Source organism: Mesorhizobium sp. C089B (genome assembly GCF_030323125.1).
Taxonomy (GTDB): Bacteria; Pseudomonadota; Alphaproteobacteria; order Rhizobiales; family Rhizobiaceae; genus Mesorhizobium.
Genome location: NZ_CP100469.1, coordinates 3,476,605 through 3,491,598, shown reverse-complemented (window position 1 = coordinate 3,491,598; position 14,994 = coordinate 3,476,605). Strand labels below are relative to the sequence as shown.

Sequence of the window (14,994 nt, the reverse complement as noted above, 5' to 3'; positions counted from 1 at the left end):
ACACAGCAAACAGGAGTACCCACGTGTCCGATCTCTACATCCACCGTCTCGCCGCCCTCATCGACCAGGCTGCGAAAGCCAATGAAGAGGCCTTTGGCCAGGCCGCCAGCCGCTTTGCCGACTCGCTCGAGGGCGGCGGGCTGGTGCATCTCTATGGCTCCGGCCATTCGGTGCTGCCGGTGCAGGAAGTGTTTCCGCGCTATGGCAGCTATGTCGGCTTCAACCCCCTGACCGACCCGCGCGTGATGTGGCACAATGTGCTCGGCGCCGGCGGCGTGCGCGAGCTTTTGTGGCTGGAGCGTACGGAAAGATACGCCGAAAAATTCCTCGACCACCAGCCGCTCAACAAGGGCGATTCGATCATCATCTTCGGCCATAGCGGCCGCAACTCGTCGGGCATCGACACCGCGCTCTACGCCAGGAAGCGCGGCATCTTCGTCGTCGCGGTCACCAGCAAGAACAATCTGGACAAGCCGGCGACGCACTCCTCCGGCAAGCGGCTGGCCGATGCCGCCGACCTCGTCATCGACACCTGTTCGCCGATCGAGGACGCCATCGTGCCGGTCGAGGGCTGGAGCCGGCCGGTGTCGGGCTCATCGACGGTGCTTGCCATGATCCTGGCGCATGAGCTGATCGCGCGCACCGCCGAGCAGCTCGCCAAGCGGGGCATCGAACTGCCGGTCTTCGCCTCGCCGACCATTGCCGGCGTGACGTTGCACGACACCGACGTCATCTATGGCGTCTACCGCGAGCGTATGCTGGAGGCGCAGCAGAAGCACCTGCCGACCTTCCAGGCAACGATGCGCGGAGAGTGAAAAAAGGGAGGCCCGGCACATGCCGGGCCTCCGACGTCTCGTTCCGCAATTCCTATCCTCTCAACGCCGCTTCGGGCGCCCGGCAGGCGATTTGTTGCCGCGTGGCCCGCTCTGAACCGGCGTGTTGCCCTGGTTTTCCTCCGACAGCTTGCGCCAGCGGGCAAGGCGCTCGGGGTCGAGCGTACCCGCCTTCAACGCAGCCTGCACCGCGCAGCCCGGTTCGTGGACATGGGTGCAGTCGCGGAACTTGCACAGCGGTGCGAGCTCGGTGATTTCGGCAAACAGCGTGTCGATGCCGGAGGCGACGTCGCTGACATGCAGCGTGCGCATGCCCGGCGTGTCGATCACCCAGCCGCCGCCGGCAATGGCGTGCAGCGATCTGGCTGTGGTAGTGTGGCGACCCTTGGCATCGTGCTCGCGAATGCCCGCAGTCTGTTGCGGCGATTGCTGCGCCGATCCGGCCAGCGTGTTGACCAGCGTCGATTTGCCGACGCCGGAGGAGCCGACCAGCGCCACCGTCTGCCCTGCGCCACACCAGGGAGCAAGCGCCGCTGCGGCATCGGCGACGCGCGGGTTCAGCATCACCACGGCCAGTCCACGCTGCAGGGCGGCGGCCTGGCGTTGGTAAGCCTCGGCATCGTCAGCGGTGTCGGCCTTGGTCAGCAGGATCACCGGCGTCGTTCCGGCCTCGTTGGCCAGCGCGAGATAGCGCTCGAGCCGGGCGATGTTGAAATCGGCATTGCAGGACGTCACGATGAACAGCGTGTCGACATTGGCCGCGGCCAGCTGCGGCACCCTGCCTCCCTGTGTGCGGCGCTCCAGCACCGTCTTGCGGGTCAGGCGGCGCCGCAGCAGATGCGTATGCGGCTCGACCAGCACCCAGTCGCCGACGGCATAGTCGCCGGTGTTGGTATTGGCCGGCAGCGTCAGATCCACTGGCCCTGACAGAGACAGACCGGCCAGGCGGTCGCGGTGCACCGAGGCGATGCGCGTCGGCACTAGGTTTGCCTCATCGGCTTCAAGCTGGTCGCCGAAGAAATCCGTCCAGCCCAGGCTTGCGAGGGAAGCCGTCACGGTTTTGACCACGGGGACGGCGTCACAGACATCGGAGAGTATCCTTTGGCAAAATGGGCGCGGACCCTCGGGGCGGTTGTTCAAGCCGTGTATGGGCGGCATGGCGGCATTTGGCAAGCCGAACCGCGCCGATGGCCAAGCCGTTTCGCGCACCGCGTGGAACGCATCGAGGCGGTGGTTCGCTGAACGTCACCAGACACGGAATCCTATCGTGGCACCTATCCGCGTCGCGTGCGTCGAGGGTCGTTCAACATTGAGGAAAAGTCCTATGCGCTTACGCGTCGTTACTCTCAATGTCTGCAACACGGAAGGCGAACCGGAGCGCCTGGCGGCCATCAACCGGGAGCTGAGGCGGCTCGACCCCGATCTGTCGCTCTCCAGGACGTCGTCCAGACAGCCGATGTGAAATCCCTCGATACGCTGCCGATGGTCTTGATTTGCATGCCACGCATCAGGCCTCGTCGTCGACCTCGAAGTTGGCAGGGACGGCTGAGGATGGCAGGTCGAGAAGCCTGCCAAAAGGGGAGGGGGATGGCCGGTACCGCAGGGGGCGGGGGGTTGGGATGGGGTTGCCTGAAGCACCGGCCAAAGCGGGACAAGTCCCACGCCCACAAGCTAGCAGAGCTTGGATCGGTTCATATGGTGTGATCGCGGAACTGGCGCAAAAGCGCTTTCACATCCCCGCGCAGGCGTCGGCAACGAGCCCGCAACCGGGGGTTTCCTGTCGGTTGGTGGGTTGCGCAAGCGTCGGTTGAAGGCGCTGCGGGAGGCTGTCGTTTTTAGTGCGGTTCGAGTGCTATGCGCTCAGCGACAGGTGCTCAAGGCAGGGCAATCGCGTGGCGCCACCACATGCGATTGTCCTGCTTACGCCACCGGCAGCGTTCGCCCCGCAATCAGATCCGCAGCCTTCTCCGCAATCATGACCACGGCGGCGTTGGTGTTCGACGACACGATGCTTGGCATGACCGAGCTGTCGCAGACACGCAGGCCTTGCAGCCCGCGCACGCGAAGCTCGGGGTCGACGACGCTGTCGGCATCGCCGCCCATCCGGCAGGTGCCGACTGGGTGATAGGCGCTGCGGCCATGTTCTCGGGCGAAGGCTTCGAGTGCTGAGCGCCCCTGCATCGCCTTGCCGGGCAGATGCTCGCGGCTGATGTATCTGGCGAAGGCTGGCTGCGACAGGATTTCGCGGCTGATCTCGATGCCGTCGATGGCGCGTTCGAGATCATAGCGCTCGGCGAACGGGTTGGGGTCGATGATGGGCGCATCGCGCAGGTCCGCGGACTTGAGCGTGACGCTGCCGCGCGAACGCGGGCGCACATGGTAGGAGTTCAGCGTGCAGCCATTGCCGCCGGGAACCGAGCCGATGCCTTCCTCGACGCCGGCGCCGGGCAGGAAATGGAACTGGATGTCCGGCGTCTTCTCCGCGCGGTCGCCCCACCAGAAGCCGCCGGCCTCGACGATGTTGGAGGCCACCGGCCCCTTGCCGAACAGCGCATATTCAAGACCGGCAACCGCCTGCCAGCGCTTCTTCTTGTAACGGTCGATGCCATGCGGTCCGTTGAGCTCGGCGACGACATCGACGTCCATGTGATCGTGCAGATTCTGGCCGACGTTTTTGGAATCGTGGACCACCTCGATGCCGTGATGGCCGAGATGCACGGCCGGGCCGATGCCGGACAGCATCAGCAATTTCGGCGAGCCGATGGCGCCGGCGGCGACGATGACTTCGCGCTCGGCGCGGAGCAGTTCGGTGCGGCCATTGACGATGATCTCGACACCGATGGCGCGGCCGTTCTCGACCACGATGCGGCTGACGGAGGCGTCGGTGCGTAGCGTCAGATTCTTGCGGCCGAGCGCCGGCTTCAGATAGGCGACCGCCGTGCTCGAGCGTTTCCCCCGACGCGTCGTCGTCTGGTAGAAGCCGGCGCCCGCCTGCTCACCGGCGTTGAAGTCGGCGCGGAAAGGAAGGCCCGCCTGCTGCGCCGCCTTGACGAAGATGCGGGTCAGCGGATGCGGCGCGCCGCTGGAGACGCCGAGCGGGCCGTCAGTGCCGTGCTGCGCATCGGCAAAAGTGTCGTTGCCCTCGGAGCGGACGAAGTAGGGCAGCACGTCGGCATAGCTCCAGCCGGCACAGCCATTCTCAGTCGCCCAGCCGTCATAATCCTCAGGGCAGCCGCGGGTGAACACCTGGGCGTTGATCGAGGAGCCGCCGCCCAGCACGCGGGCCTGCGGATAGACCATGGTGCGGCCATCGATCTCCTTGCCGGGCGCGGTGTCATAACCCCAGATCAGCGGCCCCGACGTCATCTTGAAGAAGCCGACCGGCAAATGGATGTAGCGGTCGGTGTCGGGCGGACCGGCCTCGAGCAGCACGACGGACACGTCCGGGTCCTCGCTCAGCCGGGCGGCCAGAATGCAGCCAGCCGAACCGCCGCCGACAATGATGTAATCCGTCATTTCCACTCCCGGGTTCTCTTTGTTGGAGCATGATCTCCGGACAAAACGGTTTCCCGATTTGTCCGAGAAAACCGGTTCCCACTTCTAGGGATCATGCTCCGGCGGGCGATGAAAATCACCGCCCCTTCCTCTTGCGCGCGACGATCTCAAGTCGCTTGTGCCACGTCAAGAGAAAGGGTATGGTTATCGTGTTGAAGGGTTGTCGTACAAGTGGAGGAGCTTGACGACCCTCACCAGGAGGTCCCGGCCGCGCTCCCCGCGCAAGATGCCGGGCGGAACAGAATTCAATCGGGAGGATTCGAGGTATGAACGACACGAAGAATTTTGCGGTCAACCGGCGCACGCTGATGATGGGCGCCACCGCCGGCGTGGCGGCACTCGCCATGCCGAGCGTGCTGCGCGCGCAGGACAAGCCGACGCTGGTGACGTCGATCCGCTCGCTGTCCAACCCCTATCACGCGGTGTGGAAGACCGGCGCGGAAGCGTATGCCAAATGGGCCGGGCTGGAACACGTCACGCTGGTTTCGGAAGGCAACAGCGAGAAGGGCATTGCCGACATCAAGGCGATGCTGGCCAAGACCGGCGGCAACATGGTGCTGAATTCCGATCCCAACGACACGCCCGATGCGCGCCCGATCGTCGAGGCCTGCGCCAAGGCCGGCGCCTATGTGGTGACGCAGTGGAACAAGCCTGGGGATCTGCACCCGAAGGATTTCAACCCGAACTATGTCTCGCATATCGAGTTCGACGGCATCGACAGCGGCAAGACCATCGCCGAGATCCTGTTCAAGACCATTGGCGGCAAGGGCGGCATCGTCGCACTCGGCGGCCTGATCTCGACCACGGCGGCGATCGAACGCAAGAAGGGCCTCGATGCGGCGCTCGCCGCCAACCCGGACATCAAGCTGCTCGACTTCCAGGTCGCCAACTGGAAGTCGACCGAAGCCTTCGACCTGATGGGCAATCTGCTCACCCGCTTCGGCGACGACATCAAGGGCATCTGGGCCGCCAATGACGATATGGGCTCCGGTGCACTGGAAGCGCTGCGTGCCGAAAATCTCGCCGGCAAGGTGCCGATCGTCGGCGTCGACGGCATCAAGACGGCGGTCGATGCGGTGCGCACCGGCGAGTTCGCCTGCACCGTCACTTCGGATCCGTTCTGGCAGGGCGGCATGGGTCTGGCCATCGGCTACAACGCCAAGATCGGCAAGTTCGACCCGACCAAGGAGCCCCCGGAGCACCGCGAGTTCTACGGCAAGGCGGTGCTGATCTCGCACGACAATGTCGAGGAATATTACAAGACCAATGTCGATGCGAAGCCCGAGATCGACTGGAACGATCTGTGGGGCCGGGTCACCGGAGCAATCCGCACCTGATCCATCGGAGTGGGCTGCAACTCCCTGGCGGCCCGCTTCCTCCCGCAGCCGTCGCGATCCCCTTGTCGCGACGGCTGTCACCAGCAGACGGGAAGCGGTTTCTTGACAATCCATACAGAACCCCTGAAGTCCGTTTCGGACATCGAGCGGACGACGCCCATGACACCGTTCCCCGGCCGCATCGCGACATTCCTGGGCGGCAGGCGCTGGCGCAGCCTGGCGCCGCTGGCGGTGCTGATTGTACTCTGCGTACTCATCGCCATTGCCAACCCCAATTTCATCGAGCTGCGCAATCTGGTGCGGCTTGCGAATTCCGCCGCCGTGCCGCTGACGCTGGCGATGGGGCTGACCTTCATCATCCTGATGGGCAGCATCGACCTCGCAGTCGAAGGCACGCTTTCGGTGGCGGCGATGGTGCTTGTGCTGCTCGCCGCCAATGACGGCAACGGCAACGACTATGGCTGGTGGGCGGTGCTCGCTGCCATCGCCGCCGGCACCGCCATGGGCTTCGTCAGCGGTCTCATCCAGACCATGCTGCGCATCCCGTCCTTCATGGGCACGCTCGGCATGTGGTTCATCGGCCTCGGCCTGTCGGTCTATATGCTGGGCGGCACGGCCATCAAGCTGAACGACGCCTCGATCCGCGACCTGGCCTTGCACCGTTTCCTCGGCCTGCCGGTGGCGGTCTGGGTCGCGTTCGGCGCCTTCCTGCTCGCCACTGTCATCCAGTATCACACCAAGCTCGGCCGCCACATATTGGCGATCGGCGGTGATGAGGATGTCGCCAAGCTCTCCGGCGTCAATGTCGTGCGCGTGCGCATCACCGCTTTTGCGCTGGCAGGGTTCTTCTTCGGCATTGCCGGCGTGCTGGCCGCGGCACAGCTCGGCCAGTCGCACGCCGTCATCGGCGACGGCAGGCTGTTTGCAGCGGTCACCGCAGTGGTCGTCGGCGGCACCGCTTTGACCGGCGGCGAGGGCGGCGTCGTCAACACGCTGATCGGTGTGCTGATCGTCACCGTGCTTGCCAATGGCATGATCCTGCTCGGCATCTCGCCCTACATCCAGCAGACGGTGCAGGGTCTGATGATCATCGCCGCGGTGGCGCTGTCGCTCGACCGTGTCCGCCTGAAAATCGTCAAGTGAACGCCATGCTGCAGGCGTCCAACATCATCAAGAATTTCCCCGGCGTCCAGGCGCTGCGCGACGTCTCCATCGAGGTGCGGCCCAATGAAGTTGTCGGGCTGATCGGCGAGAACGGCGCCGGCAAGTCGACGCTGATGCGGGTGCTGGCCGGCGGCTACCGGCCGGATGGCGGCTCGCTCACGCTGGATGGCGAACAGCTGCGCATGCGCAACGCCCGTGATGCGGCCAGGCATGGCATCGGCATGGTGTTCCAGGAGCAGTCGCTGGTGCTGAACCTGACGGTTGCCGAAAACATCTATCTCGGCGAAGAGGACCGCTTCACCCGCTTCGGCCTCGTCAATTGGCGCGCCATGAACGCGGCGGCGCGGCGGCAACTGGCCAAGATCGGCATCGACATCGACGTCACCGCGCGCACCTCCGAACTCACCTTCGCCGCACGCCAGATGGTCGAGCTCGCCAAGGCGCTGACCTTGGAGGAAGTGGTCGAGCGGCAGTTGCTCATCCTGCTCGACGAGCCGACCTCGGTGCTCAACGCCGCTGACATCGAGGTGCTGTTCGCGCGGGTGCGCTCGCTTAAATCCCGCGCCAGTTTTGTGTTCGTCTCGCACCGCCTCGACGAGGTGCTCAACATCTCCGACCGTGTCTACACGATGAAGGACGGCGCGGTCGTCGCCGAGCACCGCGCAGCTGAAGTCACCGCGCCGGAGCTGCACGAGATCATGGTCGGGCGTGGCCTGCAGGCCGAATATTACCGCGAGGCCCGCCAGCTCGCGCCGCGCGATATCGTGATGGTCGAGGCCAAGGGGCTTGGCGCCAACGGTTACTATCACGGCGTCGATCTCTCGATCCGGGCCGGCGAGATTGTCGGCATTGCCGGCGTCGTCGGCTCCGGCCGCGAGGAGGTGACGCGCACCGTTGGCGGCTTCGTCCAGCATGATGCCGGCGAGATGAAAATCGGCGGCGATGCCGTGCGCTTCTCCTCGCCGGAGCCGGCTGTGCGCAAGGGCATCGGCTATGTCCCGCGCGAGCGCCGGCTCGAAGGCTGGTGATGTTCCTGTCGATCGCGGAGAACATTTCGCTGGCCGATCTCTCCAGCGTCATGCGCCATGGCGCCATCGACTATGGCAAGGAGCGCCGGCTTGCCGCCGACTGGATCAAGCGGCTGCGCATCAAGGCGCCCGGTCCCGATGCCGCCTGCCGCAAGCTCAGCGGCGGCAACCAGCAGAAGGTGGTGCTGGCGCGCTGGATGACGGCGGGCTCGCGCATCCTGGTGCTCGACCATCCCACACGCGGGCTCGATGTCGGCGCCAAGGAAGAGGTCTACGAATTGGTGCGCGACCTCTCCGCGCAAGGCGTGGCGATCCTTTTGATTTCCGACACGCTGGAGGAAACGATCGGTCTGTCGCACCAGGTGCTGGTGATGCGCGACGGTGCAATCACCGCGCGCTTCGATGCCAGTCCGGGCAACAAGCCGAACCAGGTCGATCTTCTCAGGGCAATGGTGTGAACCGATGAATGAGGCGTTCTCCATCAGGCAGGTTTTCGAGGGCAAGTGGACGCAAGGCGCCATTCCGCTGATCCTGCTTGTCGGCCTGCTTTTGATCATTGAGATCGCCGCGCCCGGCTTCCTCACCGGCGAAACCGTGGCGCTTTTGTTTGCCAACACTGCCGTGCTGTTCATCCTGGCGACCGGCGTCACCTTCGCCATCCTGCTTGGCGGCATCGATTTGTCGATCCAGGCGGTGGCATCGCTGGCCAGCGTCATCCTGGCGCAATTGCTGCCTTCGCTCGGCCTTGCCGCCTTTCCGGTGGCGATCCTGTCGGGGCTCGCCTTCGGCGTGTTGAGCGGTGTCGTCCACGTCAAGCTGCGCGTGCCGTCCTTCGTCGCGACACTCGCCACCGGCGGCGTGGTCACCGGCCTGGCGCTCTGGGTCTCCAATGGCCGCGCCATCACCATCGAGGAAGGTGGCCGAGAAAACACGGCGTGGATCAACGCCACCATCATCGGCATTCCGGTGGTGGTGCTGATTTCGGCGGTCATCGGCATCGCCGCCTTTCTGGCGCTGCGCTACACACGCTTCGGCCGCCAGGCGATCGCGGTCGGCGCCGGCGAGCCGGCGGCGTGGGCCGCGGGCATCAATGTCGACCGCACCAAGATCATCGCCTTTGCTGCGTCGGGTATGCTCGCGGCCATCGCCGGCATCGTGCTGGCAGCCAGGCTGTCGAGCGGTTCGCCGGTGTTGGCCAACCAGCTGCTGCTGCCGGCCGTCGCCGCCGTCATCGTCGGCGGCACGGCGATCACCGGCGGGCTCGGCGGCGTTGCCCGCACGGCGGTCGGCGCGCTGATCATCTCGATCGTGCGCATCGGCATGACCTTTGTCGGCGTCAACATTTTCCTGGAAAATATGGTGTTCGGCGCGGTGCTGATCGCTGCCGTCGCCATTACCATCGACCGCAGCAAGATCGCGGTCATCAAGTGATACCGCCTCCCAGGCAAGCGCGGACAGGACGGGACCGCATCGGCGCGAGGCCGATGCGGTCCGGCCCGATCGGATCACATCGTGTCGAGGCCGATCAGCTCGATCTTGTAGCCGTCGGGGTCTTCGACGAAAGCGATGTGGGTGGTGCCGTGCTGCATCGGGCCGGGCTTGCGCGGGATTTTGGCGCCGCGCTTTTCCAGTTCCGCGCAGACGGCGTAGATGTCGTTGACGCCGAGCGCCAGATGGCCGAAGCCGGTGCCGATCTCGTAGGGCTCCTCGCGGCCCCAGTTCAGCGTCAGCTCGACGACGGCTTCCTTGTCCTCGGGGCCGTAGCCGACAAAGGCGTTGGTGAACTTGCCGCCGGGGTAGTCGTCGCGGCGCAGCAGGGTCATGCCGAGCACCTCGGTGTAGAAGGCGATCGACTTGTCGAGGTCGAGCACCCTGATCATGGTGTGCATATAGCGAAAGCCCGGGGCGTCGCTCATTGGGGAAGTCCTCCGAATTCTGTGATTTGCGGGTCTGATCATCCACATCGAACGCTTGGCGGCAAGATGGCCTCGCTTGATGTTCTCAATCAGGGTTGTATGATAACACGACAACGCCGGTATTTGTCCAGCCGTTTTGCCGAGGGGCCCAGAGCCAATCCATGAATGCCGTGCCGCCACCCTCCGCATCGCAGATCGCAGCCCTGGCCGGCCTGCTGCCAAATGGCGGGCTGCTGACCGAGGAAGTGGATCTGGCGCGCTACAGCCGCGATTGGTCGGGCGATCATTTCGGTCGGCCGCTGGCGGTGGCGCGGCCCTCTTCGGTTGAGGAGATGTCGGCGCTGATGCGGTTCTGCCATGCCGAGCGCATTCCGGTGGTGCCGCAAGGCGGCCTGACCGGGCTCGTGGGCGCCGCAGTGGCGGCGGATGGCGGCGAGATCGTCATCTCGCTGGAGCGCATGAACAAGATTCGCTCGATCAGCGCGATCGACTTTGCCATGGTGGTCGAGGCCGGCTGCATTCTCGAGGACGCCAAGCGCGCCGCCGAAGCGAGCGACTGCCTGCTGCCGATCACTTTCGGCGCGCAGGGCAGCTGCCGCATCGGCGGCAATGTCGCCACCAATGCCGGCGGCTTCAACGTGCTGCGCTACGGCATGACGCGCGACCTGGTGCTTGGCCTCGAAGTGGTGCTGGCCGACGGCCGCATCTGGAACGGGCTGAAAGTGCTGCGCAAGGACAATCGCGGCTATGATCTGAAGCAGATCTTCATCGGCTCGGAGGGCACGCTCGGCATCGTCACCGCGGTGGCGCTGAAGCTGTTTCCCAAGCCGACGCAGATCGAAACAGCACTTGTCGGCTTGCGCTCGGTCGAGGATGCGATGGCACTCTATGCCCGCGCCCGGCGCGACTGCAGCGACCTGCTCACCGCCTTCGAGCTGATCCTGCGCGTCGGCATCGAGATCACCATGCGCGAAGGCCAGGATTTTCCCGATCCGCTCAGCCAGCCCTATCCCGTCTATGTGCTGATCGAGGTGTCGTCGGGCGGGCTGATCGACCTCTCCAATATGCTGCTGGGGTTTCTCGGCAGCGTCGAGGACATCGTCGAGGACGGCGTCATCGCTTCGACCAGGGCTCAAGGTGAGCGGTTGTGGCTCTACCGCGAGATCATGGTCGAGCGGCAGGGCAGGGGCGGGCGCTACCTGCGCACCGATGTGTCGGTGCCGATCTCCAGGCTTGCCGATTTCGTCACCGATGCGCTGGCCGCCTTGGAGAAAGCCCGGCCCGACGCGCTGGCCGTCACCTACGGCCATGTCGGCGACGGCAACATCCACCTCAACGTCGTGCCGCCGGAAGGCATGGGCACCGAGGCGATGGAACATCTGTTCGAGCAGGCGGAAGCCGAGATCTTCACCGTCGTCGATCGCTATGGCGGCTCTATCAGCGCCGAGCACGGCATCGGCCGGGTCAAGCAGAAGGCGTTCCTCGAACGCATCGATCCGGTGACGCTCGACCTCGCCGCCGGCATCAAGGACGCATTCGACCCGCGCCACATTCTCAGCAACGGCCGCATTCTGGCGTCCGCACCCGCCGTCGACTATAGGTGAGCGATGACGCTGAAACTCGACAAGGTCAATCGCGGCCCACACCTCTCCACTCTGGTGGCCAGTTCCATCTCGCGCGAGATCGCGCAAGGCCGGCTGAAGCCGGGTGACCAGCTGCCGACCGAGGCGGCGCTGGCAACCACTTTCGGGGTCAGCCGCAACGTGGTGCGCGAGGCGATCGCGCGGCTGCGCTCGGAAGGCCGAATCTGGTCGCAGCAGGGGCGCGGCGCCTTCGTGGTCGAGAGCAACAACCCGACGGTGCTGACCATCGACCATGAGACGCTGCAGCGCGCCGACTCGTTTCGCAATCTGTTCGAACTGCGTGGCATCCTCGAAGTGCAGGCGGCGGCCCTTGCCGCAAAACGGCGCAGCGACGCCGATCTCAAAGCCATGGGCGATGCGCTGTCCGGCATGCGCGCCGCCCCCTATGGCAGCGTCGCCTGGCTGCGCAGCGACCTCGAATTCCACCGCACCGTCGCCGAGGCGACGCGCAATTCCTACATGGGCCAATTCCTGGTCTTCGTGTCCGAGCGGGTGCGCGAAAGCATTCTCGCCGCCGGCAACCAGCAAAAGTCGGACGACATGGCCCGCATCACGCTCGGCGAACATGAGCGCATCCTGAGAGCGATCCATGCCGGTGACGCCGAAGGAGCGCAAGCGGCGATGCGCGACCACCTGGCGGGTGCGGCGTTGCGGGTGGGGTTGCATGAGGGGGAAGCTGCGGAGATAGCGCCGGGGCCCGAGGCAGCGTCTCCGGTGCGGCATTCGCGGTTGCGGAAGGCTGTGCGCGGGCAGGCTTAGGGATAGCCTTGCCTTGTCCGCGCGCTGGGCCAATCGCCTACGGCGGCGCTGACCCCACTCCGTCTCGGCTTCGCCGAGCCACCTTGCCGGGGCGAGCCACGGGTCTCGCCCGTCCTTCGGACCCCCCATTTCATGGGGGATGAGGAAATGCCAATCTCCGAGATCGCAGCCCTTCAAAAGCTTGGGTTTCCTCTCCCCACGAATGTGGGGGTAGAGGTGGCTCGGCGAAGCCGAGACGGAGTGGGGGAGCGCCATATCAGATTTCACTCGGTCGTCGGCTCACCAGCTCAGGGCCGGAGATAGGCCGCCACCCAACGCGCTATTTCAGCGGCAAAAACAGCTCAAGCACCACCTCGCGCACCAGTCCGTTCGACGAAAAGTGTCGCTGGCAATAGATCGGAAAGTCGCGCGCCTCCTCGCCGCTGGCCGGAAGCCATTCGCGGTAGAGGTAGAGCGCTGCCGGCTCGAGATTGTTGGTGTTGCCGGGATATCGCAGCACCGCGCTGCGTCCGCCGGGGATCACGCCGGCCTTCATCTGCGCGTCCTCGATCGGCCCGCCTTCTACCGGCAGGTCGGTTCCGGCACAGATATCCATGCTGTAATCGGCCGGGTTCGCCGGCTCCCTTTCGGAACGGAAGATGTTGAAGGTCGGGCTTGTCTCGGGCGAGAGGCCGGCCGCCTTGCGCCAGGCGATGAAGCGTTGGATGGTGTCCTGGAGCGTCGCCCGGTCGCCGCGATGCTCCATGATCGCCACCGGCGTCGGCGGCACCTCGCGGATCATCACGTCGGCGGGTTCGAAGATTATCTGCATGAGCGTGGTCCTTGCTTTGTCGAGCGGCCCGAAGGCCATGAGCCACGCCCCCAGTCGGGAGACTTCCGGAACGACGAAGGCGATTGTCCGAACCGTTGCCGAAAGGCGCGGGCGAAGGCATCCGGTGCGTCGTAACCGGCATCCATCGCTATGTCGGTGACGCTTTGGGCGTCGCTCTCGGCAAGCCGGTACGAAGCGCGCTTCAGGCGGGCGAGCTGGACATAGCGATGCACGGACAAGCCGAAGGTTGACGTGAACTGCCGGTGGAAATGGTATTTCGAGAACGCCGCGACGCCGCTCAACGCTTCCAGGCCCAGATCGCCGTCCAGATGCTGGTCTATGTGGTCCAGCACCCGCTGCATCCGGGCTTGGTAGTTTTCAAGTGGCGTCATCAAACGTCTCGTCCTGCGTGGCGACACCAGATAGGCGGTTCCGGACATGTCGCGCTCGACCGATCTTGCGGTTTGACATGGGGAGGGGTGGCCAGTGGTGGCTTAAAGGCCAACTCTGGCGCCGAAGCAGCGGCGCAAAGTTGCGGAAGTTCCTGGCCTATGGAGGAGGAAACCGGATTAGAAGGCAGGCGCATCCTACCTGGCGTAGGCCTTGTCGCTCATGCCGCCTTACCCAGTGCTTCGCGAGCAATACGAGCTATCGCTGCGTCTTCGTCATCCTTGTAGACGGGTACGGTCGCAAGGCGGTTGCTTGCTCTGCGGCGAAGGTCGTTCGAGATCGCATGATCGTCTTCCAATAGAGCTACTACCGACAAGTCCTGCTTCACCTCATGCAGAGCAGCAAAGTGAAGGAAGATCGCGTCGTTCACTCGCGAAGGACTATTCCCGAAAAATATTGCGACGGGCGGGCGGCCGCTGACCTCCAAAACCATGTCAGGAGTCACCTCTGAAAGACGAGAACTGACCGCCTCATTTTCTCTGACTATGGCACGGTCTCCCACGATTGCCTTTATTCTTTCCGCCGCATCTTCCTTGAATGAGGAAGCGATCTTCTCTTGTGTGAGCAGGAGAAAATCGTTCATGCGGATCATGACGCCGACAAACTCCAGCGCCCTAGCCGGCAGTTCCCTCTCTGGAAATGCCACGGTCTTGATCGTTCCGTCTGTCTGATCGAAATGAGCGTCCACTGAGGACAGTAGGCTTTCCAGCCCGCGACGGCGGGTATCGGTCTCAAAATCGACGCCGGCCGCTTCTAACTGCTGAATCGTAGCGCCGTCGTCTTCAAGCCTGAAAGCGCCGCCCTCTGTTTTCGTAACATAAAATGACACGCGGTCGCCGTCATCGCGCCTGAATGCCGTAGATACAGCAAGGCCAGCAGGCACCTCAGTGACCGTTATATCATTGCAGAACGCTTGGCAGAGTTCGGTCTTCATACCATTCCTTCCGCCCTATCGATCTTGAAGATTGATATTGCGCAATTAAAGGCGGTCTGAGCAGAAAGAGGCTGCTTTAGATGCCTAAATTCTGTTCGGCGATGGAACGAACCCGCCTTTGGCAAGCGAACGCCGCCGAATCGATTGTGAGCGGAATTGATGCCGGCCAAATCGCTACAACGGGCATGGCAATGCCACCCTGGTTCGCTGGCGTGATACTCATAGTCACAAATGACAAGGGTTTCGCCGCTTTTCGTCACGCCTAGGGTAGCACGAAAAATCCGCTTCGATTCGTTGAACAGCAGAAGAACGCGACAATCTTGACCAGCCGCTTGAAAGAAAAGGATTCGCCACTGATAAAGCGGCCCATATTTATACGCCTTGGCCTTCGCGCGGCGTGACGGCCACTTGGAGCGTGGTATCTCACCTCGTTTCCAATCCCCCGTATCAACGGCGGATTTCTCCGCCGCGATGATCCCCCTCAGATTCATGCGATCCTCATAGCGCAAAATCGCTAAGGAATCACCTATACATCGTCAGTATACAACTAGGCGGTACTCATCA

The 14,994-nt window shown here is 64.0% G+C and carries 12 protein-coding genes and 2 pseudogenes; 8 read left to right on the top strand and 6 right to left on the bottom strand.

The annotated features are described in order from the left end of the window. Positions 1 to 23: 23 nt before the first annotated feature. Positions 24 to 815: a sugar isomerase domain-containing protein gene (locus NLY44_RS17295; RefSeq protein ID WP_023686509.1), complete on the top strand. Its 792-nt coding sequence runs from the start codon at positions 24 to 26 to the stop codon at positions 813 to 815. Positions 816 to 875: 60 nt separating this feature from the next. Here the strand turns inward: NLY44_RS17295 and rsgA are convergent, their stop codons facing one another. Then, entirely contained in the window at positions 876 to 1,889 is a 1,014-nt protein-coding gene (gene rsgA, locus NLY44_RS17290; protein WP_245260180.1) for a ribosome small subunit-dependent GTPase A, read from the bottom strand. Positions 1,890 to 2,157: 268 nt separating this feature from the next. Here rsgA and NLY44_RS17285 point away from each other — a divergent pair, with 268 nt between their 5' ends. Next, entirely contained in the window at positions 2,158 to 2,295 is a 138-nt protein-coding gene (locus tag NLY44_RS17285) for an endonuclease/exonuclease/phosphatase family protein (RefSeq protein ID WP_023691904.1), read from the top strand. Positions 2,296 to 2,753: 458 nt separating this feature from the next. Here NLY44_RS17285 and NLY44_RS17280 read toward each other — a convergent pair whose 3' ends face one another. After that, a complete protein-coding gene (locus NLY44_RS17280; protein ID WP_023704161.1) occupies positions 2,754 to 4,349 on the bottom strand; it encodes a GMC family oxidoreductase in 1,596 nt (531 codons plus the stop codon). A 305-nt stretch (positions 4,350 to 4,654) separates the two neighbouring features. Between NLY44_RS17280 and NLY44_RS17275 the strand changes: the two genes are divergently transcribed. The 4 genes and pseudogenes from NLY44_RS17275 to NLY44_RS17260 all read left to right on the top strand — a co-directional run bounded on the left by NLY44_RS17275 (position 4,655) and on the right by NLY44_RS17260 (position 9,348). Further along, a complete protein-coding gene (locus NLY44_RS17275; RefSeq protein ID WP_023683136.1) occupies positions 4,655 to 5,725 on the top strand; it encodes a sugar ABC transporter substrate-binding protein in 1,071 nt (356 codons plus the stop codon). Between the two features lie 102 nt (positions 5,726 to 5,827). Continuing rightward, positions 5,828 to 6,868, top strand: a complete 1,041-nt coding sequence (locus tag NLY44_RS17270) for an ABC transporter permease (RefSeq protein ID WP_245260942.1) — start codon at positions 5,828 to 5,830, stop codon at positions 6,866 to 6,868. A gap of 5 nt (positions 6,869 to 6,873) precedes the next feature. Next, a pseudogene (locus NLY44_RS17265) lies at positions 6,874 to 8,375 on the top strand (sugar ABC transporter ATP-binding protein). 4 nt (positions 8,376 to 8,379) lie between these two features. Next, entirely contained in the window at positions 8,380 to 9,348 is a 969-nt protein-coding gene (locus NLY44_RS17260) for an ABC transporter permease (protein WP_023804641.1), read from the top strand. Positions 9,349 to 9,422: 74 nt separating this feature from the next. On the opposite strand, the gene gloA is transcribed toward NLY44_RS17260, so the two are convergent. Then, positions 9,423 to 9,833: a lactoylglutathione lyase gene (gene gloA, locus NLY44_RS17255; protein ID WP_019856614.1), complete on the bottom strand. Its 411-nt coding sequence runs from the start codon at positions 9,831 to 9,833 to the stop codon at positions 9,423 to 9,425. A 161-nt stretch (positions 9,834 to 9,994) separates the two neighbouring features. On the opposite strand from gloA, the gene NLY44_RS17250 reads away from it, so the two are divergent. Together NLY44_RS17250 and NLY44_RS17245 are read left to right on the top strand one after the other, a co-directional pair. Next, on the top strand, positions 9,995 to 11,437 hold the full coding sequence (locus tag NLY44_RS17250; RefSeq protein WP_023804642.1) for an FAD-binding oxidoreductase: 1,443 nt from the start codon (positions 9,995 to 9,997) through the stop codon (positions 11,435 to 11,437). Positions 11,438 to 11,440: 3 nt separating this feature from the next. Beyond that, positions 11,441 to 12,235 carry a FadR/GntR family transcriptional regulator gene (locus NLY44_RS17245; protein ID WP_023804643.1) on the top strand — a complete coding sequence of 265 codons (795 nt, stop codon included), beginning with the start codon at positions 11,441 to 11,443 and terminating at the stop codon, positions 12,233 to 12,235. 319 nt (positions 12,236 to 12,554) lie between these two features. Here NLY44_RS17245 and NLY44_RS17240 read toward each other — a convergent pair. From NLY44_RS17240 to NLY44_RS17230, 3 genes and pseudogenes are all read right to left on the bottom strand, one after another. Then, positions 12,555 to 13,438, bottom strand: a pseudogene (locus NLY44_RS17240) (AraC family transcriptional regulator). Between the two features lie 218 nt (positions 13,439 to 13,656). Beyond that, positions 13,657 to 14,430: a DUF1828 domain-containing protein gene (locus NLY44_RS17235; RefSeq protein ID WP_023804645.1), complete on the bottom strand. Its 774-nt coding sequence runs from the start codon at positions 14,428 to 14,430 to the stop codon at positions 13,657 to 13,659. Beyond that, a complete protein-coding gene (locus tag NLY44_RS17230) occupies positions 14,427 to 14,921 on the bottom strand; it encodes a hypothetical protein (RefSeq protein WP_023804646.1) in 495 nt (164 codons plus the stop codon). Before NLY44_RS17230 ends, NLY44_RS17235 begins: the two co-directional genes overlap by 4 nt. Positions 14,922 to 14,994 lie beyond the last annotated feature (73 nt).